The 22,843-nt window shown below is 66.4% G+C and carries 27 protein-coding genes; 14 read left to right on the forward strand and 13 right to left on the reverse strand.

Annotated elements, in window-relative coordinates:
* Positions 1 to 48 precede the first annotated feature (48 nt).
* The 3 genes from fsa to ACFQRC_RS04000 form a co-directional block, all read right to left on the reverse strand.
* Positions 49 to 702: a fructose-6-phosphate aldolase gene (fsa, locus tag ACFQRC_RS03990; protein WP_379957992.1), complete on the reverse strand. Its 654-nt coding sequence runs from the start codon at positions 700 to 702 to the stop codon at positions 49 to 51.
* Positions 703 to 769: 67 nt separating this feature from the next.
* Positions 770 to 1,459, reverse strand: a complete 690-nt coding sequence (locus tag ACFQRC_RS03995) for a DUF4197 domain-containing protein (protein WP_379957994.1) — start codon at positions 1,457 to 1,459, stop codon at positions 770 to 772.
* 94 nt (positions 1,460 to 1,553) lie between these two features.
* Entirely contained in the window at positions 1,554 to 1,856 is a 303-nt protein-coding gene (locus ACFQRC_RS04000) for a hypothetical protein (protein WP_379957996.1), read from the reverse strand.
* Between the two features lie 63 nt (positions 1,857 to 1,919).
* On the opposite strand from ACFQRC_RS04000, the gene ACFQRC_RS04005 reads away from it, so the two are divergent.
* Both ACFQRC_RS04005 and ACFQRC_RS04010 read left to right on the forward strand, forming a co-directional pair.
* Positions 1,920 to 4,085 (forward strand): primosomal protein N', encoded by a 2,166-nt coding sequence (locus tag ACFQRC_RS04005; RefSeq protein WP_379957999.1) that lies wholly within the window; start codon positions 1,920 to 1,922, stop codon positions 4,083 to 4,085.
* 86 nt (positions 4,086 to 4,171) lie between these two features.
* Positions 4,172 to 4,678 (forward strand): CbrC family protein, encoded by a 507-nt coding sequence (locus ACFQRC_RS04010; RefSeq protein ID WP_379958001.1) that lies wholly within the window; start codon positions 4,172 to 4,174, stop codon positions 4,676 to 4,678.
* 67 nt (positions 4,679 to 4,745) lie between these two features.
* Here the strand turns inward: ACFQRC_RS04010 and ACFQRC_RS04015 are convergent, their stop codons facing one another.
* On the reverse strand, positions 4,746 to 4,877 hold the full coding sequence (locus ACFQRC_RS04015; RefSeq protein ID WP_379958003.1) for a DUF1203 domain-containing protein: 132 nt from the start codon (positions 4,875 to 4,877) through the stop codon (positions 4,746 to 4,748).
* Between ACFQRC_RS04015 and ACFQRC_RS04020 the strand changes: the two genes are divergently transcribed.
* Both ACFQRC_RS04020 and ACFQRC_RS04025 read left to right on the forward strand, forming a co-directional pair.
* Positions 4,870 to 5,238, forward strand: coding sequence for a hypothetical protein (locus tag ACFQRC_RS04020; RefSeq protein WP_379958006.1), 369 nt, complete (start codon positions 4,870 to 4,872; stop codon positions 5,236 to 5,238). The two genes, ACFQRC_RS04015 and ACFQRC_RS04020, sit on opposite strands and share 8 nt — an antisense overlap.
* An 80-nt stretch (positions 5,239 to 5,318) precedes the next feature.
* On the forward strand, positions 5,319 to 5,669 hold the full coding sequence (locus ACFQRC_RS04025; protein WP_379958009.1) for a hypothetical protein: 351 nt from the start codon (positions 5,319 to 5,321) through the stop codon (positions 5,667 to 5,669).
* Between the two features lie 50 nt (positions 5,670 to 5,719).
* Here the strand turns inward: ACFQRC_RS04025 and ACFQRC_RS04030 are convergent, their stop codons facing one another.
* Together ACFQRC_RS04030 and ada are read right to left on the reverse strand one after the other, a co-directional pair.
* Positions 5,720 to 6,190, reverse strand: a complete 471-nt coding sequence (locus ACFQRC_RS04030) for a DUF1203 domain-containing protein (protein ID WP_379958011.1) — start codon at positions 6,188 to 6,190, stop codon at positions 5,720 to 5,722.
* Positions 6,187 to 7,224, reverse strand: a complete 1,038-nt coding sequence (gene ada / locus ACFQRC_RS04035) for a bifunctional DNA-binding transcriptional regulator/O6-methylguanine-DNA methyltransferase Ada (RefSeq protein WP_379958014.1) — start codon at positions 7,222 to 7,224, stop codon at positions 6,187 to 6,189. The genes ACFQRC_RS04030 and ada overlap by 4 nt, the downstream gene beginning before the upstream one ends.
* Positions 7,225 to 7,417: 193 nt before the next feature.
* On the opposite strand from ada, the gene ACFQRC_RS04040 reads away from it, so the two are divergent.
* The 5 genes from ACFQRC_RS04040 (at position 7,418) to ACFQRC_RS04060 (ending at position 12,515) form a co-directional block, all read left to right on the forward strand.
* Positions 7,418 to 8,146 (forward strand): F0F1 ATP synthase subunit delta, encoded by a 729-nt coding sequence (locus ACFQRC_RS04040; protein WP_379958016.1) that lies wholly within the window; start codon positions 7,418 to 7,420, stop codon positions 8,144 to 8,146.
* A 31-nt stretch (positions 8,147 to 8,177) separates the two neighbouring features.
* Positions 8,178 to 9,707, forward strand: coding sequence for a F0F1 ATP synthase subunit alpha (gene atpA, locus ACFQRC_RS04045; RefSeq protein ID WP_379958018.1), 1,530 nt, complete (start codon positions 8,178 to 8,180; stop codon positions 9,705 to 9,707).
* Between the two features lie 70 nt (positions 9,708 to 9,777).
* Complete coding sequence (locus ACFQRC_RS04050) at positions 9,778 to 10,665, forward strand: F0F1 ATP synthase subunit gamma (RefSeq protein ID WP_379958020.1); 888 nt, start codon at positions 9,778 to 9,780, stop codon at positions 10,663 to 10,665.
* A 24-nt stretch (positions 10,666 to 10,689) separates the two neighbouring features.
* Complete coding sequence (gene atpD, locus ACFQRC_RS04055; RefSeq protein WP_379958022.1) at positions 10,690 to 12,138, forward strand: F0F1 ATP synthase subunit beta; 1,449 nt, start codon at positions 10,690 to 10,692, stop codon at positions 12,136 to 12,138.
* Between the two features lie 110 nt (positions 12,139 to 12,248).
* On the forward strand, positions 12,249 to 12,515 hold the full coding sequence (locus ACFQRC_RS04060) for an ATP synthase F1 subunit epsilon (RefSeq protein WP_379958024.1): 267 nt from the start codon (positions 12,249 to 12,251) through the stop codon (positions 12,513 to 12,515).
* A gap of 115 nt (positions 12,516 to 12,630) precedes the next feature.
* On the opposite strand, the gene ACFQRC_RS04065 is transcribed toward ACFQRC_RS04060, so the two are convergent.
* Entirely contained in the window at positions 12,631 to 13,074 is a 444-nt protein-coding gene (locus ACFQRC_RS04065) for a DUF6265 family protein (RefSeq protein ID WP_379958026.1), read from the reverse strand.
* A gap of 192 nt (positions 13,075 to 13,266) precedes the next feature.
* On the opposite strand from ACFQRC_RS04065, the gene ACFQRC_RS04070 reads away from it, so the two are divergent.
* Entirely contained in the window at positions 13,267 to 14,712 is a 1,446-nt protein-coding gene (locus tag ACFQRC_RS04070; RefSeq protein ID WP_379958028.1) for a CpaF family protein, read from the forward strand.
* Here ACFQRC_RS04070 and ACFQRC_RS04075 read toward each other — a convergent pair.
* The gene (locus tag ACFQRC_RS04075) at positions 14,709 to 14,900 is read right to left on the reverse strand and encodes a hypothetical protein (protein WP_379958030.1); all 192 of its coding nucleotides are present in this window, start codon (positions 14,898 to 14,900) and stop codon (positions 14,709 to 14,711) included. The genes ACFQRC_RS04070 and ACFQRC_RS04075 overlap by 4 nt on opposite strands.
* 49 nt (positions 14,901 to 14,949) lie before the next feature.
* Between ACFQRC_RS04075 and ACFQRC_RS04080 the strand changes: the two genes are divergently transcribed.
* A complete protein-coding gene (locus ACFQRC_RS04080) occupies positions 14,950 to 15,849 on the forward strand; it encodes a class I SAM-dependent methyltransferase (protein ID WP_379958032.1) in 900 nt (299 codons plus the stop codon).
* Positions 15,850 to 15,960: 111 nt separating this feature from the next.
* On the opposite strand, the gene phaR is transcribed toward ACFQRC_RS04080, so the two are convergent.
* Positions 15,961 to 16,509 (reverse strand): polyhydroxyalkanoate synthesis repressor PhaR, encoded by a 549-nt coding sequence (gene phaR, locus ACFQRC_RS04085; protein WP_379958034.1) that lies wholly within the window; start codon positions 16,507 to 16,509, stop codon positions 15,961 to 15,963.
* On the opposite strand from phaR, the gene ACFQRC_RS04090 reads away from it, so the two are divergent.
* The 3 genes from ACFQRC_RS04090 (at position 16,508) to ACFQRC_RS04100 (ending at position 19,289) form a co-directional block, all read left to right on the forward strand.
* The gene (locus ACFQRC_RS04090) at positions 16,508 to 17,596 is read left to right on the forward strand and encodes an alpha/beta fold hydrolase (protein WP_379958036.1); all 1,089 of its coding nucleotides are present in this window, start codon (positions 16,508 to 16,510) and stop codon (positions 17,594 to 17,596) included. The genes phaR and ACFQRC_RS04090 overlap by 2 nt on opposite strands.
* Positions 17,597 to 17,628: 32 nt before the next feature.
* On the forward strand, positions 17,629 to 18,804 hold the full coding sequence (locus tag ACFQRC_RS04095) for an acetyl-CoA C-acetyltransferase (protein WP_379958039.1): 1,176 nt from the start codon (positions 17,629 to 17,631) through the stop codon (positions 18,802 to 18,804).
* 107 nt (positions 18,805 to 18,911) lie between these two features.
* A complete protein-coding gene (locus tag ACFQRC_RS04100) occupies positions 18,912 to 19,289 on the forward strand; it encodes a PRC-barrel domain-containing protein (protein ID WP_379958042.1) in 378 nt (125 codons plus the stop codon).
* A gap of 49 nt (positions 19,290 to 19,338) precedes the next feature.
* On the opposite strand, the gene ACFQRC_RS04105 is transcribed toward ACFQRC_RS04100, so the two are convergent.
* The 4 genes from ACFQRC_RS04105 to ACFQRC_RS04120 are packed head-to-tail and all read right to left on the reverse strand — an operon-like array spanning position 19,339 to position 22,816.
* Entirely contained in the window at positions 19,339 to 20,178 is an 840-nt protein-coding gene (locus ACFQRC_RS04105) for a metallophosphoesterase family protein (RefSeq protein ID WP_379958044.1), read from the reverse strand.
* 45 nt (positions 20,179 to 20,223) lie between these two features.
* Positions 20,224 to 20,979, reverse strand: coding sequence for an ABC transporter ATP-binding protein (locus tag ACFQRC_RS04110; RefSeq protein ID WP_379958046.1), 756 nt, complete (start codon positions 20,977 to 20,979; stop codon positions 20,224 to 20,226).
* Entirely contained in the window at positions 20,976 to 21,773 is a 798-nt protein-coding gene (locus ACFQRC_RS04115) for an MlaE family ABC transporter permease (RefSeq protein WP_379958048.1), read from the reverse strand. The genes ACFQRC_RS04110 and ACFQRC_RS04115 overlap by 4 nt, the downstream gene beginning before the upstream one ends.
* Positions 21,770 to 22,816, reverse strand: coding sequence for an alanine racemase (locus tag ACFQRC_RS04120; protein ID WP_379958050.1), 1,047 nt, complete (start codon positions 22,814 to 22,816; stop codon positions 21,770 to 21,772). Before ACFQRC_RS04120 ends, ACFQRC_RS04115 begins: the two co-directional genes overlap by 4 nt.
* Between the last annotated feature and the right edge of the window lie 27 nt (positions 22,817 to 22,843).

Raw genomic sequence — 22,843 nt, forward strand, 5'->3', positions numbered from 1 at the left:
CCCGGTGGGATCGGGCGGGGGCCGGCGCCCGCCCTCGTGACGGGTCGCTCACCCGATCGTCTGGCCCGTCTTCTCCCAATCCGCCAGGAACGCCTTCAGGCCGTTGTCGGTCAGCGGGTGCTTGAAGAGCTGGCGGATGACGGAGGGCGGGGCGGTCATCACGTCGGCGCCGATCTTCGCCGCTTCGTGGACGTGGATCGGGTTGCGCACGCTCGCCACCAATATCTCGGTCGCGAAATCGTAATTGTCGTAGATGAGGCGGATGTCGGCGATCAGCTCCATGCCCGGATAGCCGACATCGTCGTGGCGGCCGACGAAGGGGGAGACGAAGGTCGCGCCCGCCTTGGCCGCGAGCAGGGCCTGGTTGGCCGAGAAGCAGAGCGTGACGTTCACCATCGTGCCGTCGCCGGTCAGTTTCTTGCAGGTCTTGAGCCCGTCGACGGTGAGCGGCACCTTGACCGCGATATTGTCCGCGATCTTTCGCAGTATCTCGGCCTCGCGCATCATCGATTCATGGTCGGTCGCGACCACCTCGGCAGAGACCGGGCCGTCGACCACCCCGCAAATCTCCTTCACCACCTCCAAGAACGGGCGGCCGGATTTGTGGATGAGCGAGGGGTTGGTGGTGACGCCGTCGAGCAGGCCTTCCGAGGCGAGCTCGCGTATGTCGGCGATGTCGGCGGTGTCGACGAAGAATTTCATGGGGGACTTTCCTGGCAAGGGGTTTCGCGGGGGCTGATAGCCTCTTCTCCCCCCGGGCGAAAGCCGGTCAGGCCGATCCGAGCAGCCCGAACGCGGCCTCCAGCAGCGGATCGCCGGTCGCGGCCGGGTCGTCGCGGATCGCCGCCTCCTCGCGGGCGATGGCGCGGTAGATGCCCTCGCTCGCCTTCAAGGTCACGTCATGCTGGAGCTCGGCGAAATCGATCCCGGTCGCGGCCCGCAGCGCCTCCTGCAGGATCGCGCTGTCGAACAGCCGCAGCCCGCTGCCTACGCCGGGAAGCATCGCATCGAAGATCGCGCGGCCCATGCTGCGCTGGAGATAATCGGTGGCGGCGCTCGATCCGCCCCGGACGATCGCGACCGCATCGGTGAAGCGCAGGCTGCGGATCGACTGAAGGACGATCGGCGCCGCCGCGTCGGCCGCGGTCTCGGCGGCCCGGTTGACCTGCTGGAGGAGGCGCCGCTGCACGGCCTCGGTCCGTAGGAGAGCGGCGAGCAAAGAGGTCGGCCCGTTGCCGCCGAGCTCGGGTGGCAGCGTCACCCGCGCCACTTCGGTCTCAAAGAAGCCGTTCTCGACGAGCAAGCGGGCGAAGGCGCGCTGCGACGACAAGCTGAGCAGACGCCGGATCGCCGCCGCATGATCGAGCCCCAGCGGCCCGCCGACACAGGCCGCCAACCCGAGCAAAGGCATTGCGAGGCCGACGCCGATGAGGCTGCGGCGGGTAAGCGACTGGTCCATCCGAAGGCTCCCTTGCTGCCCGGCCGTAACGGGCGCTCCCTCCACTAGGTTGCGGCGGCGGCCTGCGCCACCCCGAAGCTTCGGCAGGGAAACATCAACCCCCGGCCGCTTCGAAATGGGTCACCCGCGGCTCGAGCTCGAGCAGGTAATCCGGATCGAAATCGTAATATTTGGCAACCTCGACATCCTCCCCGGCGAAGCGCCGGATCGACTCCCAGTCCCGCCAGAGGGTGAACATCTCGACATGGACGACGTCGCCGTCCTGGCGGTGGAGGCACCAGGCGCCGACATTGCCCTCGGTCGAGCGATAGTCGGCCAGGCCCACCTCGCGCATCAGCTTGAGATAATCCTCCGTTTTGGCCGCCGGAATCCGGCCATGCCACCTGCGCGCGATCATTCGGCGTCTCCTTGCAACGTCACTTTTGGGAATAAGCGCGAATGGCGATATGGGCGAGGCCCCATGAACCGCGTCCGCGTCATCCTCCTCAACGCCGCCCTCGGCCCGCTCGATTATCGCGCGCCCCAGGGAAGCGCGATCGCGCCCGGCACGATCGTGCTGGCGCCGCTGGGGCCGAGGCAGATGACGGGCGTGGTCTGGGAGCCCGAGCGGCTGGACGCCGGCGAGGTGGACGAGAAGCGCCTCCGCCCCCTGCTCCACGTCTACGACATTCCGCCGATCGCGGAGCCGCTGCGGCGGCTGATCGAATGGACGGCGGATTATTATCTCGCGCCGATCGCGTCGGTGCTGCGGATGACGATCTCCTCGGCGAGCGCATTGGACGGCACGCGGACCGTGACCGAATATCGCGCCACCGGCATGGTGCCCGAACGCATGACTCCGCAGCGCGGACAGGCGCTGGAGCGGATCGGCGAGCGCCAGGGTCTGGTGCGCGAATTGGCGCTGGCGGCGGACGTTTCGGACGGGGTGATCCGTGGGCTGGTCAAGACCGGCGCGATCGAGGCGGTGGAAGTGTCGGTCGACGACCCCTTCCCCCTCCCCGATCCGGACCACGACCCGCCGGCGCTGGAAGAAGCGCAGCAGGCGGCGGCGGCGACCTTCGTCGCGGCGGTGCGCGCTCGAGAATTCGCGCCCTTCCTGCTCGACGGGGTGACCGGATCGGGCAAGACCGAAGTCTATTTCGAGGCGGTGGCCGAAGCGATCCGGGAGGGACGGCAGACATTGGTGCTCCTGCCCGAGATCGCGCTGACCGAGCCCTTCCTGAAGCGCTTCGCCGCCCGCTTCGGCTGCGAGCCCGTCGCCTGGCACTCAGGCCTCCGCCAATCGCAGCGCCGCCGTGCCTGGCGGGCCATCGCGACCGGTGACGCCCGGGTGGTGGTCGGCGCGCGCTCGGCCCTGTTCCTCCCCTATCGCATGCTCGGCCTGATCGTCGTCGACGAAGCGCACGAGACCAGCTTCAAGCAGGAGGACGGCGTCCAATATCACGCCCGCGATGTAGCCGTGATGCGCGCGAAGCTGGAGCAGGTGCCGGTCATCCTCGCCTCCGCGACCCCGGCGATCGAGACAAGGCAGATGGCGGAGATCGGCGTCTATTCCGAGGTCAGGCTGCCCGACCGCTACGGCGTCGCGGAAATGCCGGACATCGCGGCCATCGACCTCATCCAGGATCCGCCGCCCCGCGGCCGCTGGCTGGCGCCCACATTGGTCCGCGAGATCGAAGCCAATCTGGAAGCGGGCGAGCAGACTTTGCTCTTCCTCAACCGGCGCGGCTACGCCCCGCTCACCCTCTGCCGCCATTGCGGGCATCGTTTCCAATGCCCCAATTGCACCGCCTGGATGGTCGAGCACCGCCTCGTCCACCGCCTGGCCTGCCACCATTGCGGCCACATGATGCCGCCGCCCCGCGCCTGCCCCGAATGCAAGGAGGAGGACAGCCTCGTCCCGGTCGGCCCCGGCGTCGAGCGGATCGCCGACGAGGTGGAGGCCCTGTTCCCCGACGCCCGCACTGCGATCGTAACCTCGGACACGATCTGGTCCCCGGCCAAGGCGGCGGAGTTCGTCGGCCGGATGGAGGCGGGCGAGATCGACATCGTCGTCGGCACGCAGTTGGTGACAAAGGGCTATCACTTCCCCAACCTCACCCTGGTCGGCGTGGTCGACGCCGATCTCGGCCTCTCCGGCGGCGACCTCCGCGCGGCTGAGCGCAGCTTCCAGCAGATCATGCAGGTCTCCGGCCGCGCCGGCCGGGGCGAGAAGCCGGGCCGAGTCCTCGTCCAGACCCACGAGCCCGCCGCGCCCGTGATCAACGCCCTCGTCAGCGGCGACGCGGAGGGCTTCTACGCCGCCGAGACCGAAGCGAGGCGCGACGCCGCCATGCCCCCCTTCGGCCGCCTCGCCGGCATCATCATCTCATCGGAGGACCTCGCCGAAGCCACCGAGACCGCCCGCCTCATCGGCCGCGCCGCGCCGCGCGTCGAGAATATGGCCGTCTTCGGCCCCGCCCCCGCCCCGCTCGCCATGCTCCGCGGCCGCCACCGCCAACGCCTCCTCGTCCACGCCGCGCGTTCGCTCGACGTCCAGGACGTGATCCGCGACTGGCTCGGCAAGCTGGAATGGCCGCGCGGCGTGCGGGTGGCGGTGGATGTCGATCCGTACAGCTTTCTGTAGGGCGTGGTAGACTAGGCGAATCCGCGAATCCAACGACTTGCGGACGTTGGCGAGAAGTCAGATGGTGCGGGCTGAAGGGCATACGAATGAGCGACGAAAAACCTTATTTTCGGTTCAATCCAGGGGCCTATCAGAACGGGCGCTCGTTTGAGCAAACAAGCGAGGTTTGCGATGTCTGCGCACGTCCCTGTGCGTGGAGATACACGGGTAACATTTACGCTGAGCAGAGTCCCATAGTCTGTGCCCGCTGCATTGCGAGTGGTAGCCTTGGTGGCTTCCTAAATGACGCGGAATTCACCTTCCATGATATTGAGCTCAATGGTGCGGACCCTGCCCTTGAGGATGAGCTTTTTCGACGGACCCCCGGCGTCGCTTGCTTCAATCCTTTCGAGTGGCCGGTGCTGGACGCCAAGCCCCTGGCCTTCGCAGGTTATGGGGAGGATCGGGCCTTACTCTCTCTCGCAGGGGTGCGATCAGCCATTGACTCTGCATTCGCGGTCGCGGGCGGTGCGTTTGACGGTCCGACACCGTACGCGCTCATTTTCAAAGAGATCGAGGGCGAACGGTATCGCGCGGTGATCGACTTGGATTGAACGTCAACCTCTGACGGGATCTCCTCGTTTTGCCCTTTGCCAACATTCGCGACCGCCGCGGCCTTGCTCAGACGCGATCGATCTGCGCTGCGAAGCAGCCTCGCTTCGCATTGTGGACGTGGAGATAGGTGGTGCCCGGGTCGTCGAACAGGCGGGCGATCAGGGGCTCCAGCTCCGAGCCCGCCGCGCCCGTGATCAACGCCCTCGTCAGCGGCGACGCCGAGGGCTTCTACGCCGCCGAGACCGAAGCGAGGCGCGACGCCGCCATGCCCCCCTTCGGCCGCCTCGCCGGCATCATCATCTCATCGGAGGACCTCGCAGAAGCCACCGAGACCGCCCGCCTCATCGGCCGCGCCGCGCCGCGCGTCGAGAATATGGCCGTCTTCGGCCCCGCCCCCGCCCCGCTCGCCATGCTCCGCGGCCGCCACCGCCAACGCCTCCTCGTCCACGCCGCGCGTTCGCTCGACGTCCAAGACGTCATCCGCGACTGGCTCGGCAAGCTCGACTGGCCGCGCGGCGTGCGGGTGGCGGTGGAGGTGGACCCTTACAGCTTTCTGTAGGAGGGGTCTGACGGAAGTCCGGATGTCCCACCTCCGAAACGAGCCATTGCGGAGAATCACTCCCGCATTAGAATGGCTGCATGTTCGAAAACTTCGTTCACCCCCCGGAAGCTGCTGCAGACAGGTCGATCGGTATCCGAATTATGGCGGCGGCTCTGGTCGTAGGCATGCTTGCTTTCATTCCCTATGCATTCTTCGCAGCCGCGCTGAGTCTCCTCTTCTTCGACTCCCCTGGCAGCACGTCTGATCCGGCCACGATAGCCGCTGTGACAGCAATATTCCTTGTCACCGGACTGCTGATTCCGGCCCTTATTGCTTATCTATGGGCGCTGTTTCGACCAAAACGATCACTTCTTTGGTGGGGAGTTGGTCTCGCTGCACCAGCAGCTTTGATGCACCTGTGGCTCTGGGGATCGCTTACCGTCTCCTGATTGGCTGCTTTCCACGCAAAACAGACATGTCCGCAGAGCTGCGCACGGATTCAGGCGCGCTCGACCCGTGCGGCGAAGCAGCCTCGCCTAGCATTGTGAATGTGGAGATAGGCCGTGCCGCAGTCGTCGAACAGGCGGGCGATCAGGGGCTCCAGCTCGGCGCCGTTGACGCAATCGGCGTCCACCATCATGCCGGTCTCGTCATAGGCGCGGACGGAGAGCAGCCGGGACGAGAGCAAAGGCGGCACTTCATTCTCGAACACGGCCTCCTCGCGCGCCGACTCGCGCACGAAAATGGCGTGTCCCGAACGGTAGGGTGTCGCCGCCGCCTGATGCTCGTAATTCAGGAGGATGAGCGTCTCGCCCGGTTCCGCATCCTCCAATGTGACGCGGCAGGGATAGCCGGGCTTGTCCAAAGCGATGACCCGCATCGCCCTCTGTTCCTTCAACGCCGCGTCGTCGAGCCCGAACAGCGGCTCGAAATCGGCGAGCGGCAATCCGCTGATGCGATAGCCGGTCATCGACGCCCCTCCTTCGCCAGCAGCTTCGCCTTGCGCTCCAGCCCATAAGCGTAGCCGCCGAGGGCGCCGCCGGTGCGGATGACGCGGTGGCAGGGGATGAGGACGGCGACATTGTTGGCGCCGTTGGCCGATCCCGCCGCGCGTACCGCCCCCGGCTTGCCGACCGCGGCGGCGATCTGGGCGTAGGTCCGCGTCTCGCCCGGCGGAATGCGCTGGAGTTCGCGCCACACCGCCTGCTGGAACGCCGTGCCGCGCACGTCGATCGGCAGGTCGTGCGGCCTCTCCGGCGCGTTCACGGCGGCCACGGTCTGCCGGACCAAGTCGGCCATGGCGGCGCCGCCCGGCTCGATCGCCGCCCTGGGGAAGCGGCGGTGCAGCTCCGCCTCGTCCTCGTCGAAGGACAGGCGGCAAATGCCCTTGTCCGTCGCCGCCACCAGCATCGTGCCGAGGTCGGTCTCGGCCGTGGCCCAGCGAATCGTCTCGCCGCGCCCGCCGTCGCGCCACGCGGACGGCGTCATGCCGAGCCGCGTCTTGGCGTCGGCGTAGAAGCGTCCAGGTCCGGAATAGCCGGCATCATAGATGGCGTCGGTGACGCGGCCGTTGGTTTCGAGGCTCTGTGTCATGCTCTGTGCCCTTCTTCCGCGCGCATATTCGGCCGGGGTGACGCCGGTCGCGCGCTTGAACAATCGATGGAAATGATGCGGGGAATAGCCGGCGGCGGCCGCAAGCGCGTCGAGCGCAGGCGGCGATTCCGCTCGCTCCAGAAGCGCATAAGCCTTCGCCAGCGCGGCGGCCTCGCGGGTCACCTCGTCCGGCTTGCAGCGCAGGCACGCCCGGAGGCCGCTCTCCGCGGCTTCCGCGCCGCTGGCGAAGAAGCGCACATTCTCGCGGTTGGGGTGCCGCGCGGCGCAACTGGGGCGGCAGTAGATGCCGGTGGTCAGGACGCCGGTGACGAAGCGTCCGTCGGCCGTCCGGTCACGCGCCATGACCGCGCTCCAGGCGGCCTCTTCGTCGATGAGTTTCTGCGGTTTCATAAGGTCCATATACGCCCCCGCTTTAACCCCCGCACCCCGAAGCTTGCTTTCAAAGCGACGCCCCGCACACAACGTCATCCGTCTCCGTCACCCTGTCTCCCGTCACCCTGTGTCCCGTCACCCTGAACTTGTTTCAGGGTCCAGGCCACCAACGCCGCGGCGGATCGTAGCTGGATGCGGAAACAAGTTCAGCATGACGATTTATTCCCGACGATTACCCGACTTGCCTCGCGCCACCCGCCTCCCTGCCAACGCCCGTCTTGCATCGCCGCAAAGCCCCTGCTACGGCCCGCGCGACCCATTCGGGGGGCTCTTTGAAGCCCCCTTTTCGCATGGGACGAAATCCGATCTGGGAGTTGAGGCGCGCGTGGATAATTCCGGCGGCATACAGGCAAGTTTGGCGGGTCGTTACGCGACCGCTCTGTTCGAGCTGGCTCGCGACGAGAAGCAGCTGGAGGCGGTCGGCGCGAGCCTGGCCTCGCTGCGCCGCGCGCTCGCCGATTCGGGCGATTTCCGCGCGCTGACCACCAGCCCGGTCATCTCGCGTGGCGAAGCGGCCACGACCGTCGCCGCTGTCGCCAAATCGATGAAGCTCGATCCCCTGACCGCCAAGTTCCTCGGCGTCCTCGCGAACAACAACCGCCTGGCCGAACTTGGCAAGATGATCGCCGCCTTCGACCTCCTGGCCGCCGCCCATCGCGGCGAGACCACCGCCAGCGTGATCTCGGCGCACCCGCTCGACGACGATCAGGTCGCCGCGATCAAATCCAACTTGAAGACCCGTCTCGGCCGCGACGTCGCCGTCGATCTTTCCGTCGATCCCGCCATATTGGGCGGGCTCGTCGTCAAGGTCGGCAGCCAGATGATCGACGGCTCCATCCGCACCAAATTGAACACTCTCGCGCACGCAATGAAAGGATGACGGCGATATCGCCGTCTGGGAAAGGCTGAACATGGATATCCGCGCCGCTGAAATCTCCAAGGTCATCAAGGACCAGATCGCCAATTTCGGCACCGAAGCCCAGGTCAGCGAAGTCGGCACCGTGCTGAGCGTCGGCGACGGCATCGCCCGCATCCACGGCCTCGACAACGTCCAGGCCGGCGAGATGATCGAATTCGCCAACGGCATCAAGGGCATGGCCTTGAACCTCGAGGCCGACAATGTCGGCGCCGTGATCTTCGGCACCGATTCGAAGATCAAGGAAGGCGACACCGTCAAGCGCACCGGCACGATCGTCGACGTGCCCGTCGGCAAGGGTCTGCTCGGCCGCGTCGTCGATGGTCTCGGCAACCCGATCGATGGCAAGGGCCCGATCGAATATACCGAGCGCAAGCGCGTCGAGACCAAGGCGCCGGGCATCATCCCGCGCAAGTCGGTGCACGAGCCGGTCCAGACCGGCCTCAAGGCCCTCGACGCCCTCGTCCCCGTCGGCCGCGGCCAGCGCGAGCTCATCATCGGCGACCGCCAGACCGGCAAGACCGCGGTCGCGCTCGACACCTTCATCAACCAGAAGAAGGCGAACGCGGGCGACGACGAGAGCCAGAAGCTCTATTGCATCTACGTCGCCATCGGCCAGAAGCGCTCCACGGTCGCCCAGATCGTCCGCGCGCTCGAAGAGAATGGCGCGATGGAATATTCGATCGTCGTCGCCGCGACCGCGTCCGAGCCCGCCCCGCTTCAGTATATCGCGCCCTATACCGGCGTGACGATGGGCGAATATTTCCGCGACAACGGCATGCACGCCGTCATCGTCTATGACGATCTCTCCAAGCAGGCCGTCGCCTACCGTCAGATGTCACTGCTGCTGCGCCGCCCGCCGGGCCGCGAGGCCTATCCCGGCGACGTCTTCTATCTCCACTCGCGCCTGCTCGAGCGCGCAGCCAAGATGAACGACGCCAACGGCAACGGTTCGTTGACGGCGCTGCCGATCATCGAGACCCAGGCCGGCGACGTGTCGGCCTATATCCCGACCAACGTCATCTCGATCACCGACGGCCAGATCTTCCTGGAGACGGAATTATTCTACCAGGGCGTCCGTCCGGCGATCAACGTCGGCCTCTCGGTCAGCCGCGTCGGCTCGGCCGCGCAGACCAAGGCGATGAAGAAGGTCAGTGGCTCGATCAAGCTGGAGCTCGCCCAATATCGCGAAATGGCCGCCTTCGCCCAGTTCGGCTCGGACCTCGACGCCTCGACCCAGCGCCTGCTAGCCCGCGGCGCGCGGCTGACGGAGTTGCTGAAGCAGCCCCAGTTCCAGCCGATGCCGATGGAAGAGCAGGTCGTCTCGATCTTCTCTGGGGTCAACGGCTTCATCGACAATGTGCCGACCGGCGACGTGGTGCGGTTCGAGAGCGCGTTGCTCAGCCACATGCGCCACGACCATGCCGACGTGCTCGCCACCATCCGCGACACCAAGACGCTCGACGACGCGACTTCGGACAAGCTGAAGGCGATCCTCGGCGATTTCGTGAAGACGTTCGCGTAACGATTGTGCCCCGGCGAAGGCCGGGGCCCAGACTGGATACCGGCCTCGGCCGGTAAACGAGAGAGACTAAATGGCCAGCCTCAAGGCACTCAAAGGGCGGATCGCCTCGGTCAAGTCGACCCAGAAGATCACCAAGGCGATGAAGATGGTCGCCGCGGCCAAGCTGCGCCGTGCGCAGCAGGCGGCGGAGGCCGGCCGTCCCTATGCGTCCCGCCTCGAAGCGGTGATGGCGAGCCTCGCCGCCAAGGTCACCGTCGGCCCGGAAAGCCCGAAATTGCTCGCCGGCACCGGCAAGGACCAGGTCCACCTGCTGGTGGTCGCGACGTCCGACCGCGGCCTCGCCGGCGCGTTCAACTCGAACATCGTCCGCGCCGCCCGCAAGAAGGCCGACGCGCTGATCCGCGACGGCAAGAATGTCCATTTCTACCTGGTCGGCCGCAAGGGCCGGGCGATCATTGGCCGCCTGTTCCCCAAGCAGATCGTCGGCCAGCACGACACCGGCGCGATCAAATATGTCTCCTTCGCCGACGCCCAGGCGATCGCCGGCGACATCGTCGAGCGGTTCGGAAATGGCGGGTTCGACGTCGCCCACCTCTTCTACGCCCGCTTCCAGTCGGCCCTGGTCCAGGAGCCGACCGAGCAGCAGATCATCCCCGTGCCGATGCCGGAGGAAGCGTCAACTTCCTCAACTTCGGGCGTCGCCGCCGCCGTCGAATATGAGCCGGACGAGGAGGAAATCCTCGCCGAACTCCTACCCCGCAACGTCGCCGTCCAGATCTTCCGCGCTTTGCTCGAGAACGCCGCCTCCGAGCAGGGCAGCCGCATGACGGCGATGGACAACGCGACCCGCAACGCCGGCGACATGATCAACCGCCTCTCGATCCAGTATAACCGCACCCGGCAGGCCGCGATTACCACCGAACTCGTCGAAATCATCTCCGGCGCTGAAGCGCTCTAAGAATAGAAGGCAAGGAAGCAGAACATGGCAACCGCCCCCACCTCCACCGGCCGCGTCAGCCAGGTTATCGGCGCCGTCGTCGACGTCAGCTTCGACGGCGACCTGCCGGAGATCCTGTCGGCGCTCGAAACCGACAATAACGGAAACCGCCTCGTGCTCGAGGTCGCCCAGCATCTCGGCGAGAACACGGTCCGCACGATCGCGATGGATTCGACCGACGGCCTCACTCGCGGCCAGAAGGTCAGCGACACCGGCTCGCAGATCCGGATGCCGGTCGGCCCGATGACATTGGGCCGGATCATGAACGTGATCGGCGAGCCGATCGACGAGCGCGGCCCGATCGGTCACAGCGATACCGCCCCGATCCACGCCGACGCGCCGCTCTTCACCGACCAGTCGACCGAGACCGCGATCCTTGTCACCGGCATCAAGGTCATCGACCTGCTCGCGCCTTACGCCAAGGGCGGCAAGATCGGCCTGTTCGGCGGCGCCGGCGTCGGCAAGACCGTGCTCATCCAGGAGCTGATCAACAACATCGCCAAGGGCCATGGCGGCACCTCGGTGTTCGCCGGCGTCGGCGAGCGCACCCGTGAGGGCAACGATCTCTATCACGAATTCCTCGACGCCGGCGTTATCGCCAAGGACAAGGACGGCAATCCGACCCCCGAGGGCTCCAAGGTCGCGCTCGTGTTCGGCCAGATGAACGAGCCGCCGGGCGCCCGCGCCCGCGTCGCCCTCTCCGGCCTCACCATCGCCGAATATTTCCGCGACCAGGAGGGCCAGGACGTGCTCTTCTTCGTCGACAACATCTTCCGCTTCACCCAGGCGGGCTCGGAAGTGTCGGCGCTCTTGGGCCGTATTCCCTCGGCGGTGGGCTACCAGCCGACCCTGTCGACCGACATGGGCGCCCTCCAGGAGCGCATCACCTCGACCAACAAGGGCTCGATCACGTCGGTCCAGGCCATCTACGTCCCCGCGGACGACCTCACCGACCCGGCGCCGGCCACGTCCTTCGCCCACTTGGACGCGACGACCGTGCTCAACCGCGCCATCTCCGAGCTCGGCATCTACCCGGCGGTCGACCCGCTCGACTCCACCAGCCGCGTCTTGACGGCGCGGACCGTCGGCCAGGAGCATTACGACACCGCCCGCGCCGTCCAGGAGGTGCTGCAGAAGTACAAGTCGCTGCAGGACATCATCGCCATCCTCGGCATGGACGAACTGTCTGAAGAGGATAAGCTGGTCGTGTCGCGTGCCCGCAAGATCCAGCGCTTCCTGTCGCAGCCCTTCCACGTCGCCGAGGTCTTCACCGGCATCCCCGGCAAGTTCGTCGCGATCGAGGACACGGTCAAGAGCTTCAAAGCGGTCGTCGACGGCGAATACGACCACCTCCCCGAAGCGGCCTTCTACATGGTCGGCGGCATCGAGGAAGCGGTCGAGAAGGCCCAGAAGCTGGCCGCCGAGGCGGCGTGACCTACCTCCCCTCCCGCTCGCGGGAGGGGTCGGGGGAGGGCCTGTAACCTCCCCCACAGACATTCCCTCCCCCAGCCCCTCCCGCCAGCGGGAGGGGAGAGGACAGAAAAATGGCCGACCTTCATTTCGAACTCGTCACCCCCGAGCACCTGATCCGCAGCGACGACGTCCACATGGTCGTGGTCCCCGGCAGCGAGGGCGATTTTGGCGTGCTCGCCGGCCACGCGCCCTTCATGTCGACGATCCGCGACGGCGAGGTCGCCATCTACCGCGCCGCCGGCGGCGAGCCCGAGCGCATCGCCATCGAAGGCGGCTTCGCGGAAGTGAACGACAAGGGCCTCACCATCCTCGCCGAAAAGGCCGACGTTCCCGCCTGAGCCGGCGCCAAGGGATCGTCATTCCAGCGAAAGCTGGAATCTCTCTGCCTTTCCAGACGCGCCAATGGAGAAATGAGATCCCAGCTTTCGCTGGGCTGACGTGGCGCATTTGCCTTTATTCAGGCCGCCGGTACGTCCAGCTCCGCGCCTTGCCGCCGTCGATCAGCGATGTCGTCGCGACCAGCGTCTCGCCCTCCATCCGGTAGCTGATCCGCTGCGGATAATCGTGGGCCGGATTCTCGAACACCGCCTCCTTCCCGCCGCTCCTCACCAGCACGAACCGAACCGCCGGCGCGCCGTTCGGCATGCCGTGGAAGGCGACGACCCCGTCCACCCCGGCCATGATCCGCATATGCTCGAAGCTCGAGGCCGCATCGCCTTTCCCCGAAAGGCCCGCCCCGATCATGATGTCGCCCCGGGGCGGAGTCCAATATTCCTCGGTCCATTCGTCACCGTCCCGGCTCACCCATGCGCCGCTCATCCAGCCGAATTGCTCGACGCCTTCCGGCGCCGCCGCCATCAGCAGCAGCCCCGCCCCTATGATCGCCGCCGTCCGCATCCCGCTTATCCTCCCGCCCGATCATCCGCTTCCCGACGGGGTTAGGCAATTGTCAAAGTTTCCCGCTTATTCACCAGTCCGCGCAGAGAACACGGGATCAGGTGAGGTTCGCACGGCATGAGTGCATTCGGACGACGGGGCGGCGCCAGCGGGCCGGGGGGACAGCGTCCCTCGTTCGGTGTCGCGCGGCCCATGAAAAGCGGCGGCGGGGCGGCGACGCCCCCCATCGAAGGCGGCGACCAGTTTCCGCCGCTCGAAGCTCTGCCGCTGTCCCCGGACGATGGCGCGCTCGAGCCAGCGCCCGGCGACGCGATGTCGCGCCTCGCCGACCGGATGGCGCTGTCGGGGGAAGCGCCCTCGTCGAAGAATGAAGGCTTCGAAGCCTCGATCCACCGCATCAAGGAGCAGGTTCTGCCGCGCCTCCTCGAACGGGTCGACCCCGAGGCCGCCGCCACTTTGTCTAAGGACGAGCTGGCCGAGGAATTCCGGCCGATCATCGGCGAAGTGCTCGCCGAGCTGAAGATCAACCTCAACCGCCGCGAACAATTCGCGCTGGAAAAGGTGCTGGTCGACGAACTGCTCGGCCTCGGGCCTCTCGAGGAATTGCTCAACGACCCCGAAATCTCGGACATCATGGTCAACGGGCCCAACCAGACCTTCGTCGAGAAAAAGGGCAAGCTCCAGCTCGCCCAGATCCAGTTCCGCGACGAGGAGCATCTGTTCCAGATCGCCCAGCGTATCGTCAACAAGGTCGGCCGCCGCGTCGACCAGACCACGCCTCTCGCCGACGCCCGCCTGATGGACGGCAGCCGAGTCAACGTCATCGTCCCGCCCTTGAGCCTCAAGGGCACCGCGATCTCGATCCGCAAATTCTCCGACAAGCCGATCACGCTCGACATGATGAAGGGCTTCGGCTCGATGTCGGACAAGATGGCGACGGCGCTCAAGATCGCCGGCGCGGCCCGCTTCAACGTCGTCATCTCGGGCGGCACCGGATCGGGCAAGACGACGATGCTCAACGCCTTGTCGAAGCTGATCGACCCGGGCGAGCGCGTCATCACCATCGAGGATGCGGCCGAGCTTCGGCTCCAGCAGCCGCATTGGCTGCCGCTCGAAACCCGCCCGCCCAACCTCGAAGGCCAGGGCGCGATCTCGATCCGCGACCTCGTCGTCAACGCGCTCCGTATGCGCCCCGACCGCATCATCCTCGGCGAAATCCGCGGCGCGGAATGTTTCGACATGCTCGCGGCGATGAACACCGGCCATGACGGCTCGATGTGCACCTTGCACTCCAACTCCCCGCGCGAATGCCTCGCGCGTATGGAGAATATGGTGATGATGTCGGACATCAAGGTGCCCAAGGAAGCCATTTCCCGCCAGATCGCCGACTCGGTCGACCTCATCGTCCAGGTCAAGCGCCTCCGCGACGGCAGCCGCCGCACCACCAACATCACCGAGGTGATCGGCATGGAGGGCGACGTCATCGTGACGCAGGAGCTGTTCAAGTTCGAATATCTGGACGAGAGCGCCGACGGCAAGATCATCGGCGAATATCGCTCGATGGGACTTCGCCCCTACACGCTCGAAAAGGCCAAGCAGTTCGGCTTCGACCAGCCCTATCTCGAGGCCTGCCTTTAAAGCTTCAGCGCCAGCGCAGCCGCGGCCATGGCGGCCAGCACGGCGATAACCTGAATCAGGGTCCACGGCATCCAGCCGACCCGGTCGACGTCTCGCCGCCTCGACCGGCGCGTCTCGGCCAGCACGGCCGCCGCGGCGAGCGCCAGCGATGCCCCCGCAAAAGTCCAGAGCGCGGCTTGCGTCGTCATTTCCTATCCGTCATGACCATTTCCGCCCCCCATTAGAGAGAGGACGAAAATGCGCCAGCCCCCCATGCGAGCCAAGCTGTTCACGATCGCGCTGACCGCGGCGCTGATGTCCGGTTCGGCCGCGCTCGCCCAAGCCGCTCAAACAACGCCCGACGAAACCACACCTGCTCAAGCCACGCCCGCTCCGGTCGATCACAGCGCCCATACCGCCCCGGCCGCGACGGATCACGCCAATCACGCCGCGCTCCAGGCCGCGCTCGCCAGCCCGTTGCGCAGCGAGGCCAACCGCGCCCGCGACCAATATCGCCACCCGATGGAAACCCTCGCCTTCTTCGGCGTCGATCCCACCGACACGGTCGTCGAATTGTGGCCCGGCGGCGGCTGGTACACCGAAGTGCTGTCGCCCTATCTCGCCGATGCGGGCCATTTGTGGGTCGCCGCGTCGAACACGGCCGGCATCGAAAAGAAGATCGCCAGCGATCCGTCTTATGCCAAGGTCAAGGTTGCCTCGGTGAAAGACGGCCAGCCCTCGGCGATTCCGGCTAGCAGCGCCGACGTGGTGCTGACCTTCCGCAACGTCCACAATTGGCTCGGCTCGGAAAATAACACGCCGATCGCCGACGCGGTGTTCGCCGAAGCGTTCCGGATGCTCAAGCCCGGCGGCACCCTGGGCGTGGTCGAGCACCGCCTGCCCGAGGACGCCGACGCCGCGCGCGAGAAGGGCAGCGGCTACGTCAAGACCTCGACCGTGAAGGCGCTCGCCGAGAAGGTCGGCTTCCGCTTCGTCAAGGCGTCCGAGGTCAACGCCAACCCCAAGGACACGGCCGATTATCCCGGCGGGGTCTGGACTCTGCCGCCCTCGCTGCAGCTGAAGGATGTCGACCGCGACAAATATATGGCGATCGGCGAAAGCGACCGTATGACGCTCAAGTTCGTCAAGCCGGAGTAAGGCACGCGGCTCCGGCCCAATCGTCACCCCGGCGAAGGCCGGGGGGTCCCGCCGAGAACAGGCACAGAGCCTTTTCCGCCACGAGATCCCGGCCTCCGCCGGGATGATGGCTTAGCCGCCCAGCTTGTCGAGCTTCTCCTGGAGCGCGGCGAGCTGGGCCTTGAGTTCGGCCAGCTCCGCCTTCGTGTCGGGCTCCGCTTGACTGGCCTTATCCTCGGCCTTCGCGGCCTTGCCGCCAGTCGCGGCGGCGAACATTTCCATGTTGCGCCTGGCGAGGTCGGCGAACGGGCCGGCGGCGAAGGCCCCCGCCATCGCGTCGCGGAACTGCGACTGGTTGCGCTGGAAGGCGTCGAGCGATTCCTCGAGGAATTGCGGCACCATCGGCTGCATCGCATCGCCGTACATGCCGATCAGCTGCCGGAGGAAATTGACCGGCAGCATCGACTGGCCGCTCGCTTCCTCCTCCATGATGATCTGCGTCAGGACATTGTGGGTGATGTCCTCGCCCGATTTGGCATCGACGACTTTGAACTCGCGTTTCTGGCGGACCATCTCGGCCAGATGCTCGAGCGTAATGTAGGACGAGCTTTCGGTATTATAGAGGCGCCGATTGGCGTATTTCTTGATGATGACCGTATCACCGGGCGCCGAAGCCGCCATGCCGCATCCCCTGAAAAGCAAGGATAGCGCACTAGCACCAAAGCTTGCCGCGCCGCAACACAAGCCCCGGCCGCTGCCGCTGTTCCTCCAGTTGCTGCGCGAGCAGACCGCGGCGGACCCGAAGCGTATGGCAACGGCGCTCGAAGGCCTGCGCAAATATCAGGAAGCGCCGCGCGCGGCGGCGCCGGAGCCGATGCCGGCGATCGCGCAGATCAAGGGCGCCAGCTTGCGCGATTATGGGGGAAGCGGACCGCCGGTGCTGTTCGTCCCGTCGCTTATCAATCCGCCCAATATCCTCGACCTCAGCACCGACAGGTCGCTGCTGCGCTGGCTGGCCGGACAGGGTTTCCGGCCGCTGCTGCTCGATTGGGGATGGGACGTGGAGAGCCGCCGCGCCCTCTCCGTCGCCGGCCATGTCGAAGAGATCGTCCTGCCTTTCATCGACGCGCTCGGCGAACCTCCGGCGCTCGTCGGCTATTGTCTCGGCGGCACCATGGCGGTCGCTGCCGCGACGCGTCGGCGGGTTGGCGGCTTGGCCCTGATCGCCGCGCCGTGGCGTTTCGCCGGCTTTCCCAACGAAGCACGCGCTTCCCTGACCGGCCTCTGGCAACGGGCCGAGCCGGCCGCCAATGCCTTGGGCATGCTGCCGATGGAGGTGCTGCAAAGCGCCTTCTGGAGCCTCGATCCCGCCCGCACCGTCGCCAAGTTCGAGGCCTTCGCGGCGATGGACCCGGACAGCGCGGAGGCGCGGCCGTTCGTCTGTCTGGAGGATTGGGCCAATGACGGCCCCCCGCTTCCGCAAGCGGCGGCCCGGGAAATGTTCGAGGGCTTCATCCAGGACGATCTGCCTGGTCGGGGCGAATGGTGCGTGGCGGGCGCGCCCGTCGATCCCGGCGCTTTCCGCTCACCCCTTCTCAACATCGTCTCGACCTCCGACCGCATCGTTCCCCAGGCCAGTGCCCTCCCCGTCGGCGAGCGGCTCGACCTCGCCTCCGGCCATGTCGGCATGATGGTGGGCGGCCGGGCCAGGGCCTCGCTTTGGGAGCCGCTCGCCGCATGGCTTTCCCGTAACGCCGCCGAGTGCTAGGTGCGCCGCAACAAATCGCCAGGAGATTGCCCGTGACCGAGATCGTCATCACCGCCGCCAAGCGCACGCCCGTCGGCGCCTTCCTCGGCGCCTTCGCCGGAACCCCAGCCCACGAGCTTGGCCGCGTCGCGATCGAGGCGGCGCTCGACCAGGCGGGAGTGGCGCCGGAGGAAGTCTCGGAAGTCATCCTCGGCCAGGTGCTGACAGCCGCGCAGGGGCAGAACCCGGCGCGGCAGGCATCGATGGCCGCCGGCGTGCCGAAAGAGGTTCCCGCCTGGGGCCTCAACCAGGTCTGCGGGTCGGGCCTCCGCGCCGTCGCGGTCGCCGCCCAGTCGATCATGGCCGGCGATGCGACCATCGTCGTCGCCGGCGGCCAGGAGAGCATGAGCCTGTCGGCGCACGCCCAGAATGTCCGCGCCGGCCAGAAAATGGGCAATCTCGAACTGGTCGACACGATGATCAAGGACGGGCTGACCGACGTCTTCAACAATTATCACATGGGCATCACCGCCGAGAATCTGGCCGAGCAATATCAGATCACCCGCTCCGAGCAGGACGAATTCGCGACCGCCTCGCAGAACAAGGCGGAGGCCGCCCGCCGCGAAGGCCGTTTCAAGGACGAGATCGCGCCCGTCACCGTCAAGACCCGCAAGGGCGAGACCGTCGTCGAGCATGACGAATTCATCCGCGAGGGCGTAGAAGTCGCCAGCCTCGCCGGCCTTCGCGCCGCCTTCAAGAAGGAAGGCACCGTCACCGCCGGCAATGCCTCCGGCCTCAACGACGGCGCCGCCGCCCTGGTGCTGATGAGCCGCGAGGAGGCCGAAAAACGCGGCGCCCCGATCATGGCCCGCATCAAGAGCTTCGCCTCGGCCGGCGTCGATCCATCGATCATGGGCATCGGGCCCGTCCCCTCCAGCCGCCGCGCTCTGGAGAAAGCCGGCTGGACGATCGCCGATCTCGACCTGATCGAGGCCAACGAAGCCTTCGCCAGCCAGGCGCTGGCGGTCGGCAAGGAGCTCGGCTGGGATTCCGACCGGGTGAATGTCAACGGCGGCGCGATCTCGATCGGCCATCCGATCGGCGCGTCCGGCGCGCGCGTGCTCACCACCTTGCTCTACGAAATGCAGCGCCGAGACGCCAAGAAAGGCCTCGCCACGCTCTGCATCGGCGGCGGCATGGGCGTCGCCATGTGCATCGAGCGCGACTGAGCCGGGAGGCGGCCCGCTCCGTCCCTTAGCGCAAAGCCGTTGCGGAACGGAGCCATTGCCCATCCGTTTTCCAAAGCATCCCCAACCTCATGAAGGAGATGCTTGCAATGGCTTTCGATACCGACAGCAACACCATCGCGCGCGACGAGACGCACGATTTGATTTCGTCCGACAAGGTCGAGGGAACCGCCGTGTACAACCGCCAGGGCGAAAAGCTCGGGACGGTCACCAGCTTCATGGTCGGCAAGCGCAACGGCCGCGTCCAATATGCGGTGCTGAGCTTCGGCGGCCTGTTCGGCATGGGCGAAAAATTCTATCCCCTGCCTTGGGACACGCTGACCTACGACACCGACAAGGGCGGCTATATGGTCGATCTCGACAAGGACCGGCTGGAAGGGGCGCCTTCCTACGACCGCGGCAACGAGCCGACCTACGACCGCGCTTATGGCGAACGCGTCTATGGCCATTACGGTCTCGCTTATTGAGAGCCGAGACCCGGCACCTGCGAAAGGGCGGCTTCGGCCGCCCTTTTTCTTACGCCGGCTGGTTGCTCGCCCGATGCCAGATCCCACCGTCGAAGCCGTAGCGGGCGTGATCGCCGGCCGCGAAGCCGCCGCCCTCCCAGCCGAACAATTGCAGATCGACGGCATCGTTGCGGCGGGCGTGGATCCAGTTGAAGCTTTGCACTTCGTCGGCGCGAAGGCGGGTGGAGGTGGCGGTGCCCGCCTGGATGACCAATGCGGGGCCCGCATTCTCGACCATGTCGCGCGCCGAGCGCACGTAACTGCGGTGAAAATGGCCGGCGAGCAGGATGTGGACACCGGCATCGGCGACGGCGAGGAGCGCGTCCTCGTGGCGGCCGACCCGCTTGGTGAGCTCCGCCTCTTCCCCGATCGGCATGGCGAACAGGGGATGGTGGGTAACGAGAATCCGGGTCTTCGCCTCCGGCACAGCGCGGAATCGCTCCCGGATCGTCCGCATCTGCTCGTGGTTGATGCGCCCGTCCTTGATAGTCAGTGAGCGTGCCGTGTTGATGCCGAGCACCGCCAGCCGCTCGCTCTCGAACCAGGGGCACAGCTCGTCGTCGATATAGCGGCGGTAGCGGTTCAAGGGGCGGACAAAGCGGCGAAAGACGTCGTAGAGGGGCACGTCGTGATTGCCCGGCACTCCAAGGACCGCCAGCCCGCTCGCCTCCAGCCGTTCGACGAACGCGCAGGCTAGTCTATACTGCGCTCTTCGCGCCCGTTGGGTGAAATCGCCGCTGATCACCACCAGCTCCGGTCGCCTTTCCATCAACCATTCCTCCAGCGCGGTGACGACGGCTGGATCGTGGCGGCCGAAATGGACGTCGGACAGATGAGCAATGGTGGTCATGAGACTCCTCAGTTGCCGGGAAAGCCGTCATTGCCCGGCTCCACGCTATCGGATCGGCCCCTCGGCATTGCCCTGAACGAACTGCTCCACATAAGGGTTGCCGCTGTCGTGGAGGCGGTCGCGTGGGCCGTGCCAGATGATGCGGCCGCCATAGAGCATCGCCACCCGATGGGCGACCTTGCGCGCGCTCGCCATGTCGTGGGTGATGGTGAGCGCGGTGATGCCGGCATCCTCGACCAGGCTGACGATGAGGTCGTTGATGACGTCCGCGCGAATGGGGTCGAGGCCGGTCGTCGGCTCATCGAAGAAGAGGATTTCAGGTCGCGGCGCGATGGCGCGGGCGAGAGCGACCCTTTTTTGCATGCCGCCCGACAATTCGGAGGGGCGCAGATAGAGCACGTCGCGGCTGAGCCCCACGCGCTCCAGATTCTCCTCGGCGACGGCGCGCATTTTCGCCGAATTCTGGAACCGGCCCTGCGTCAGGCCGAAAGTGACGTTGCGCCACACGGGCAAGGAATCGAACAAAGCGCCGCCCTGGAAGAGCATCCCGAATTTCTTGCGGATGCGCGCATATTTGCGCTCGCTTGCCCCGACCACCTCCTCCCCGTCGATCAGAATGGAGCCGCGTTCCGGCTGCAAGAGGCCGAGGATGCATTTGATGAGCACCGACTTGCCGGTGCCCGACTGGCCGATCACGGCGATCGATTCTCCGCTCTCTATCTCCAGGCTGACGCCGTCGAGCACGATCGTGTCGCCAAAGGACTTGGCGACGTCGTTCAGGACGATCTTCGAGTCGCTCATCCGAAGGCCATGATGGTGATGAGAAGGTTGGCGAGGAGGATGAGTACTAGGGCAGAGACCACTGCGTTGGTCGTCGCCTTGCCGACCCCTGCGGCGCCGCCTTCGGAGCGGAAACCGTGATAGCAGCCCATCAAAGCGACGAAGAAGCCGAACACCGCCGCCTTTACCAGCGACATGATGAGATCGTCCTTTTCCAGGAATTCGCGGGACGTCTCGAGATACGACGTGGCATTGAAGCCGAGCTTGTAAACGGCCAGCAGATAGCCGCCGAAAATGCCGATGGCGTTGGCGACGAGGACGAGGAGCGGCATCGCGATGACCGAAGCGAACAGCCGCGGGGCGATGAGGAAGCGATAGGGATCGGTGCGCAAAGTCGCCATCGCATCGATCTGCTCGGTGACCCGCATCGTGCCGATCTCCGCCGCCATGGCAGAGGAAACGCGCCCCGCCACCATCAGGCCGACGAGCACCGGCCCCAGCTCGCGCACGATCCCGATGACGACGATCGCCGGCACCGCCGACTGGGCGTTGAGGCGGGAGCCTCCGACATAGATTTGCTGGGCGAGCGCGGCGCCGGTGAACAAAGCGGTGAGGCCGACGACGGGCAGCGAATACCAGCCGATATGCAGCAATTGTTCGAGCAGCCGGATCGGATAATACGGCGGAGCCAGGGCCCGGACGATCGTGCGCCAGGCGAACAAAGTCACCCGGCCGACGGTCGCGACCATGGCGATGGTGAAAGCGCCGATGCCCGCGAAGAAGGCCAGAATTGGATTTGCCGCCGCGTCGTTCATGACCAGATGCGACGATAGCGGGCGCCGAGCGTCGTCAGCAACTCATATTGGGAGAGGCCGGACTGGGCGGCGGCGCGCGGCAGGTCGAAATCCAGCTCCACCCAATCGCCTTCCGCCAGCTCCGGCGCCGCGTCGACGCAAATCGCGGTGAGGTCCATCGAGACGCGGCCGACGACCGGGCCGTAAGAGCCGCCGATCTTCGCCCGGCCGCTATTGGAGAAGCCACGCAGATAGCCGTCGGCATAGCCGAGGTTGAGGATGGCCAGTTCCATCCCCCGGTCGGCGGTCAAGGTGGCGTTGTAACCGACCGTGTCTCCGCGTCCGATCCTTCGCCGCTGGACGATCTGTGCCTCGACCTCCACCACCTGCCTGATATGCCCCTCCGCCTCACGGCGCGGAACGCCGCCGTAAAGGGCAAGGCCGGGACGGGTCAGATCGAAGGCATAATCGGCGCCCAGGCAAATCCCCGCGCTGTTCGACAGGCTGAGCCGTCTCGCGGGGACTTTGGCGGACACCGCCAGCAGGGCCTCGCGCTGCCGCCCGTTCATCGCGACATCCTCGTCCGCGCAGGCGAGGTGGCTGTGCAATGTGTCGATATCCAGGCCGTCGAGCAGACCTTCGGCGACGTGCGCCGCCGACAGGCCGAGACGGTTCATGCCCGTGTCGATCATCACGTCGCAGGCGCGCCCCTGCCGGCTCTCCCGCCAGCGCTTCACCTGGGACGGCGTGTTGAGCACCGGCCGCGCGCGGGAGCCCGTCGCCTGCGCCATATCCTCCTCGGCAAGCCCGTGGAGCACGGACAGCGAGGCCTCGCCGATATGCGGCAGCACCGCATCTGCTTCGGCCCAGGTGGCGACGAAGAAATCGCGACAGCCCGCATCGGCGAGACGCTTCACCGTCTCGTGCGCGCCGACGCCGTAAGCATCCGCCTTGACCGCCGCTCCACAGGCCGCGCGACCGCTCATCCCGGCGAGCCAGCGCCAGTTGGAAACGAGGGCGTCGCCGTCAAGACGGAGGCGGAGGGGATCGTGCGGCCGGGTCACGCCCGGGCCGATAGCGTTCCTGCCCGC

The sequence above is a fragment of the Enterovirga sp. GCM10030262 genome, assembly GCF_042666435.1.
Classification (GTDB): Bacteria; Pseudomonadota; Alphaproteobacteria; order Sphingomonadales; family Sphingomonadaceae; genus Allosphingosinicella.

Bases quoted from the DNA above. Each gene is read 5' to 3' on its own strand.
- ACFQRC_RS04100 (WP_379958042.1), top strand. From the start codon at position 18,912: ATGGCTTTCGATACCGACAGCAACACCATCGCGCGCGACGAGACGCAC.
- phaR (WP_379958034.1), bottom strand. From the start codon at position 16,509: ATGGCGGCTTCGGCGCCCGGTGATACGGTCATCATCAAGAAATACGCC.
- ACFQRC_RS04105 (WP_379958044.1), bottom strand. From the start codon at position 20,178: ATGACCACCATTGCTCATCTGTCCGACGTCCATTTCGGCCGCCACGAT.
- ACFQRC_RS04005 (WP_379957999.1), top strand. From the start codon at position 1,920: ATGAACCGCGTCCGCGTCATCCTCCTCAACGCCGCCCTCGGCCCGCTC.
- ACFQRC_RS04075 (WP_379958030.1), bottom strand. From the start codon at position 14,900: ATGACGACGCAAGCCGCGCTCTGGACTTTTGCGGGGGCATCGCTGGCG.
- ACFQRC_RS04080 (WP_379958032.1), top strand. From the start codon at position 14,950: ATGCGCCAGCCCCCCATGCGAGCCAAGCTGTTCACGATCGCGCTGACC.
- ACFQRC_RS04070 (WP_379958028.1), top strand. From the start codon at position 13,267: ATGAAAAGCGGCGGCGGGGCGGCGACGCCCCCCATCGAAGGCGGCGAC.
- fsa (WP_379957992.1), bottom strand. From the start codon at position 702: ATGAAATTCTTCGTCGACACCGCCGACATCGCCGACATACGCGAGCTC.
- ACFQRC_RS04025 (WP_379958009.1), top strand. From the start codon at position 5,319: ATGTTCGAAAACTTCGTTCACCCCCCGGAAGCTGCTGCAGACAGGTCG.
- ACFQRC_RS03995 (WP_379957994.1), bottom strand. From the start codon at position 1,459: ATGGACCAGTCGCTTACCCGCCGCAGCCTCATCGGCGTCGGCCTCGCA.
- ACFQRC_RS04065 (WP_379958026.1), bottom strand. From the start codon at position 13,074: ATGCGGACGGCGGCGATCATAGGGGCGGGGCTGCTGCTGATGGCGGCG.
- ACFQRC_RS04090 (WP_379958036.1), top strand. From the start codon at position 16,508: ATGCCGCATCCCCTGAAAAGCAAGGATAGCGCACTAGCACCAAAGCTT.
- ACFQRC_RS04040 (WP_379958016.1), top strand. From the start codon at position 7,418: ATGACGATTTATTCCCGACGATTACCCGACTTGCCTCGCGCCACCCGC.
- ACFQRC_RS04010 (WP_379958001.1), top strand. From the start codon at position 4,172: ATGAGCGACGAAAAACCTTATTTTCGGTTCAATCCAGGGGCCTATCAG.
- ada (WP_379958014.1), bottom strand. From the start codon at position 7,224: ATGAAACCGCAGAAACTCATCGACGAAGAGGCCGCCTGGAGCGCGGTC.
- ACFQRC_RS04050 (WP_379958020.1), top strand. From the start codon at position 9,778: ATGGCCAGCCTCAAGGCACTCAAAGGGCGGATCGCCTCGGTCAAGTCG.
- atpD (WP_379958022.1), top strand. From the start codon at position 10,690: ATGGCAACCGCCCCCACCTCCACCGGCCGCGTCAGCCAGGTTATCGGC.
- ACFQRC_RS04000 (WP_379957996.1), bottom strand. From the start codon at position 1,856: ATGATCGCGCGCAGGTGGCATGGCCGGATTCCGGCGGCCAAAACGGAG.
- atpA (WP_379958018.1), top strand. From the start codon at position 8,178: ATGGATATCCGCGCCGCTGAAATCTCCAAGGTCATCAAGGACCAGATC.
- ACFQRC_RS04115 (WP_379958048.1), bottom strand. From the start codon at position 21,773: ATGAACGACGCGGCGGCAAATCCAATTCTGGCCTTCTTCGCGGGCATC.
- ACFQRC_RS04060 (WP_379958024.1), top strand. From the start codon at position 12,249: ATGGCCGACCTTCATTTCGAACTCGTCACCCCCGAGCACCTGATCCGC.
- ACFQRC_RS04110 (WP_379958046.1), bottom strand. From the start codon at position 20,979: ATGAGCGACTCGAAGATCGTCCTGAACGACGTCGCCAAGTCCTTTGGC.
- ACFQRC_RS04030 (WP_379958011.1), bottom strand. From the start codon at position 6,190: ATGACCGGCTATCGCATCAGCGGATTGCCGCTCGCCGATTTCGAGCCG.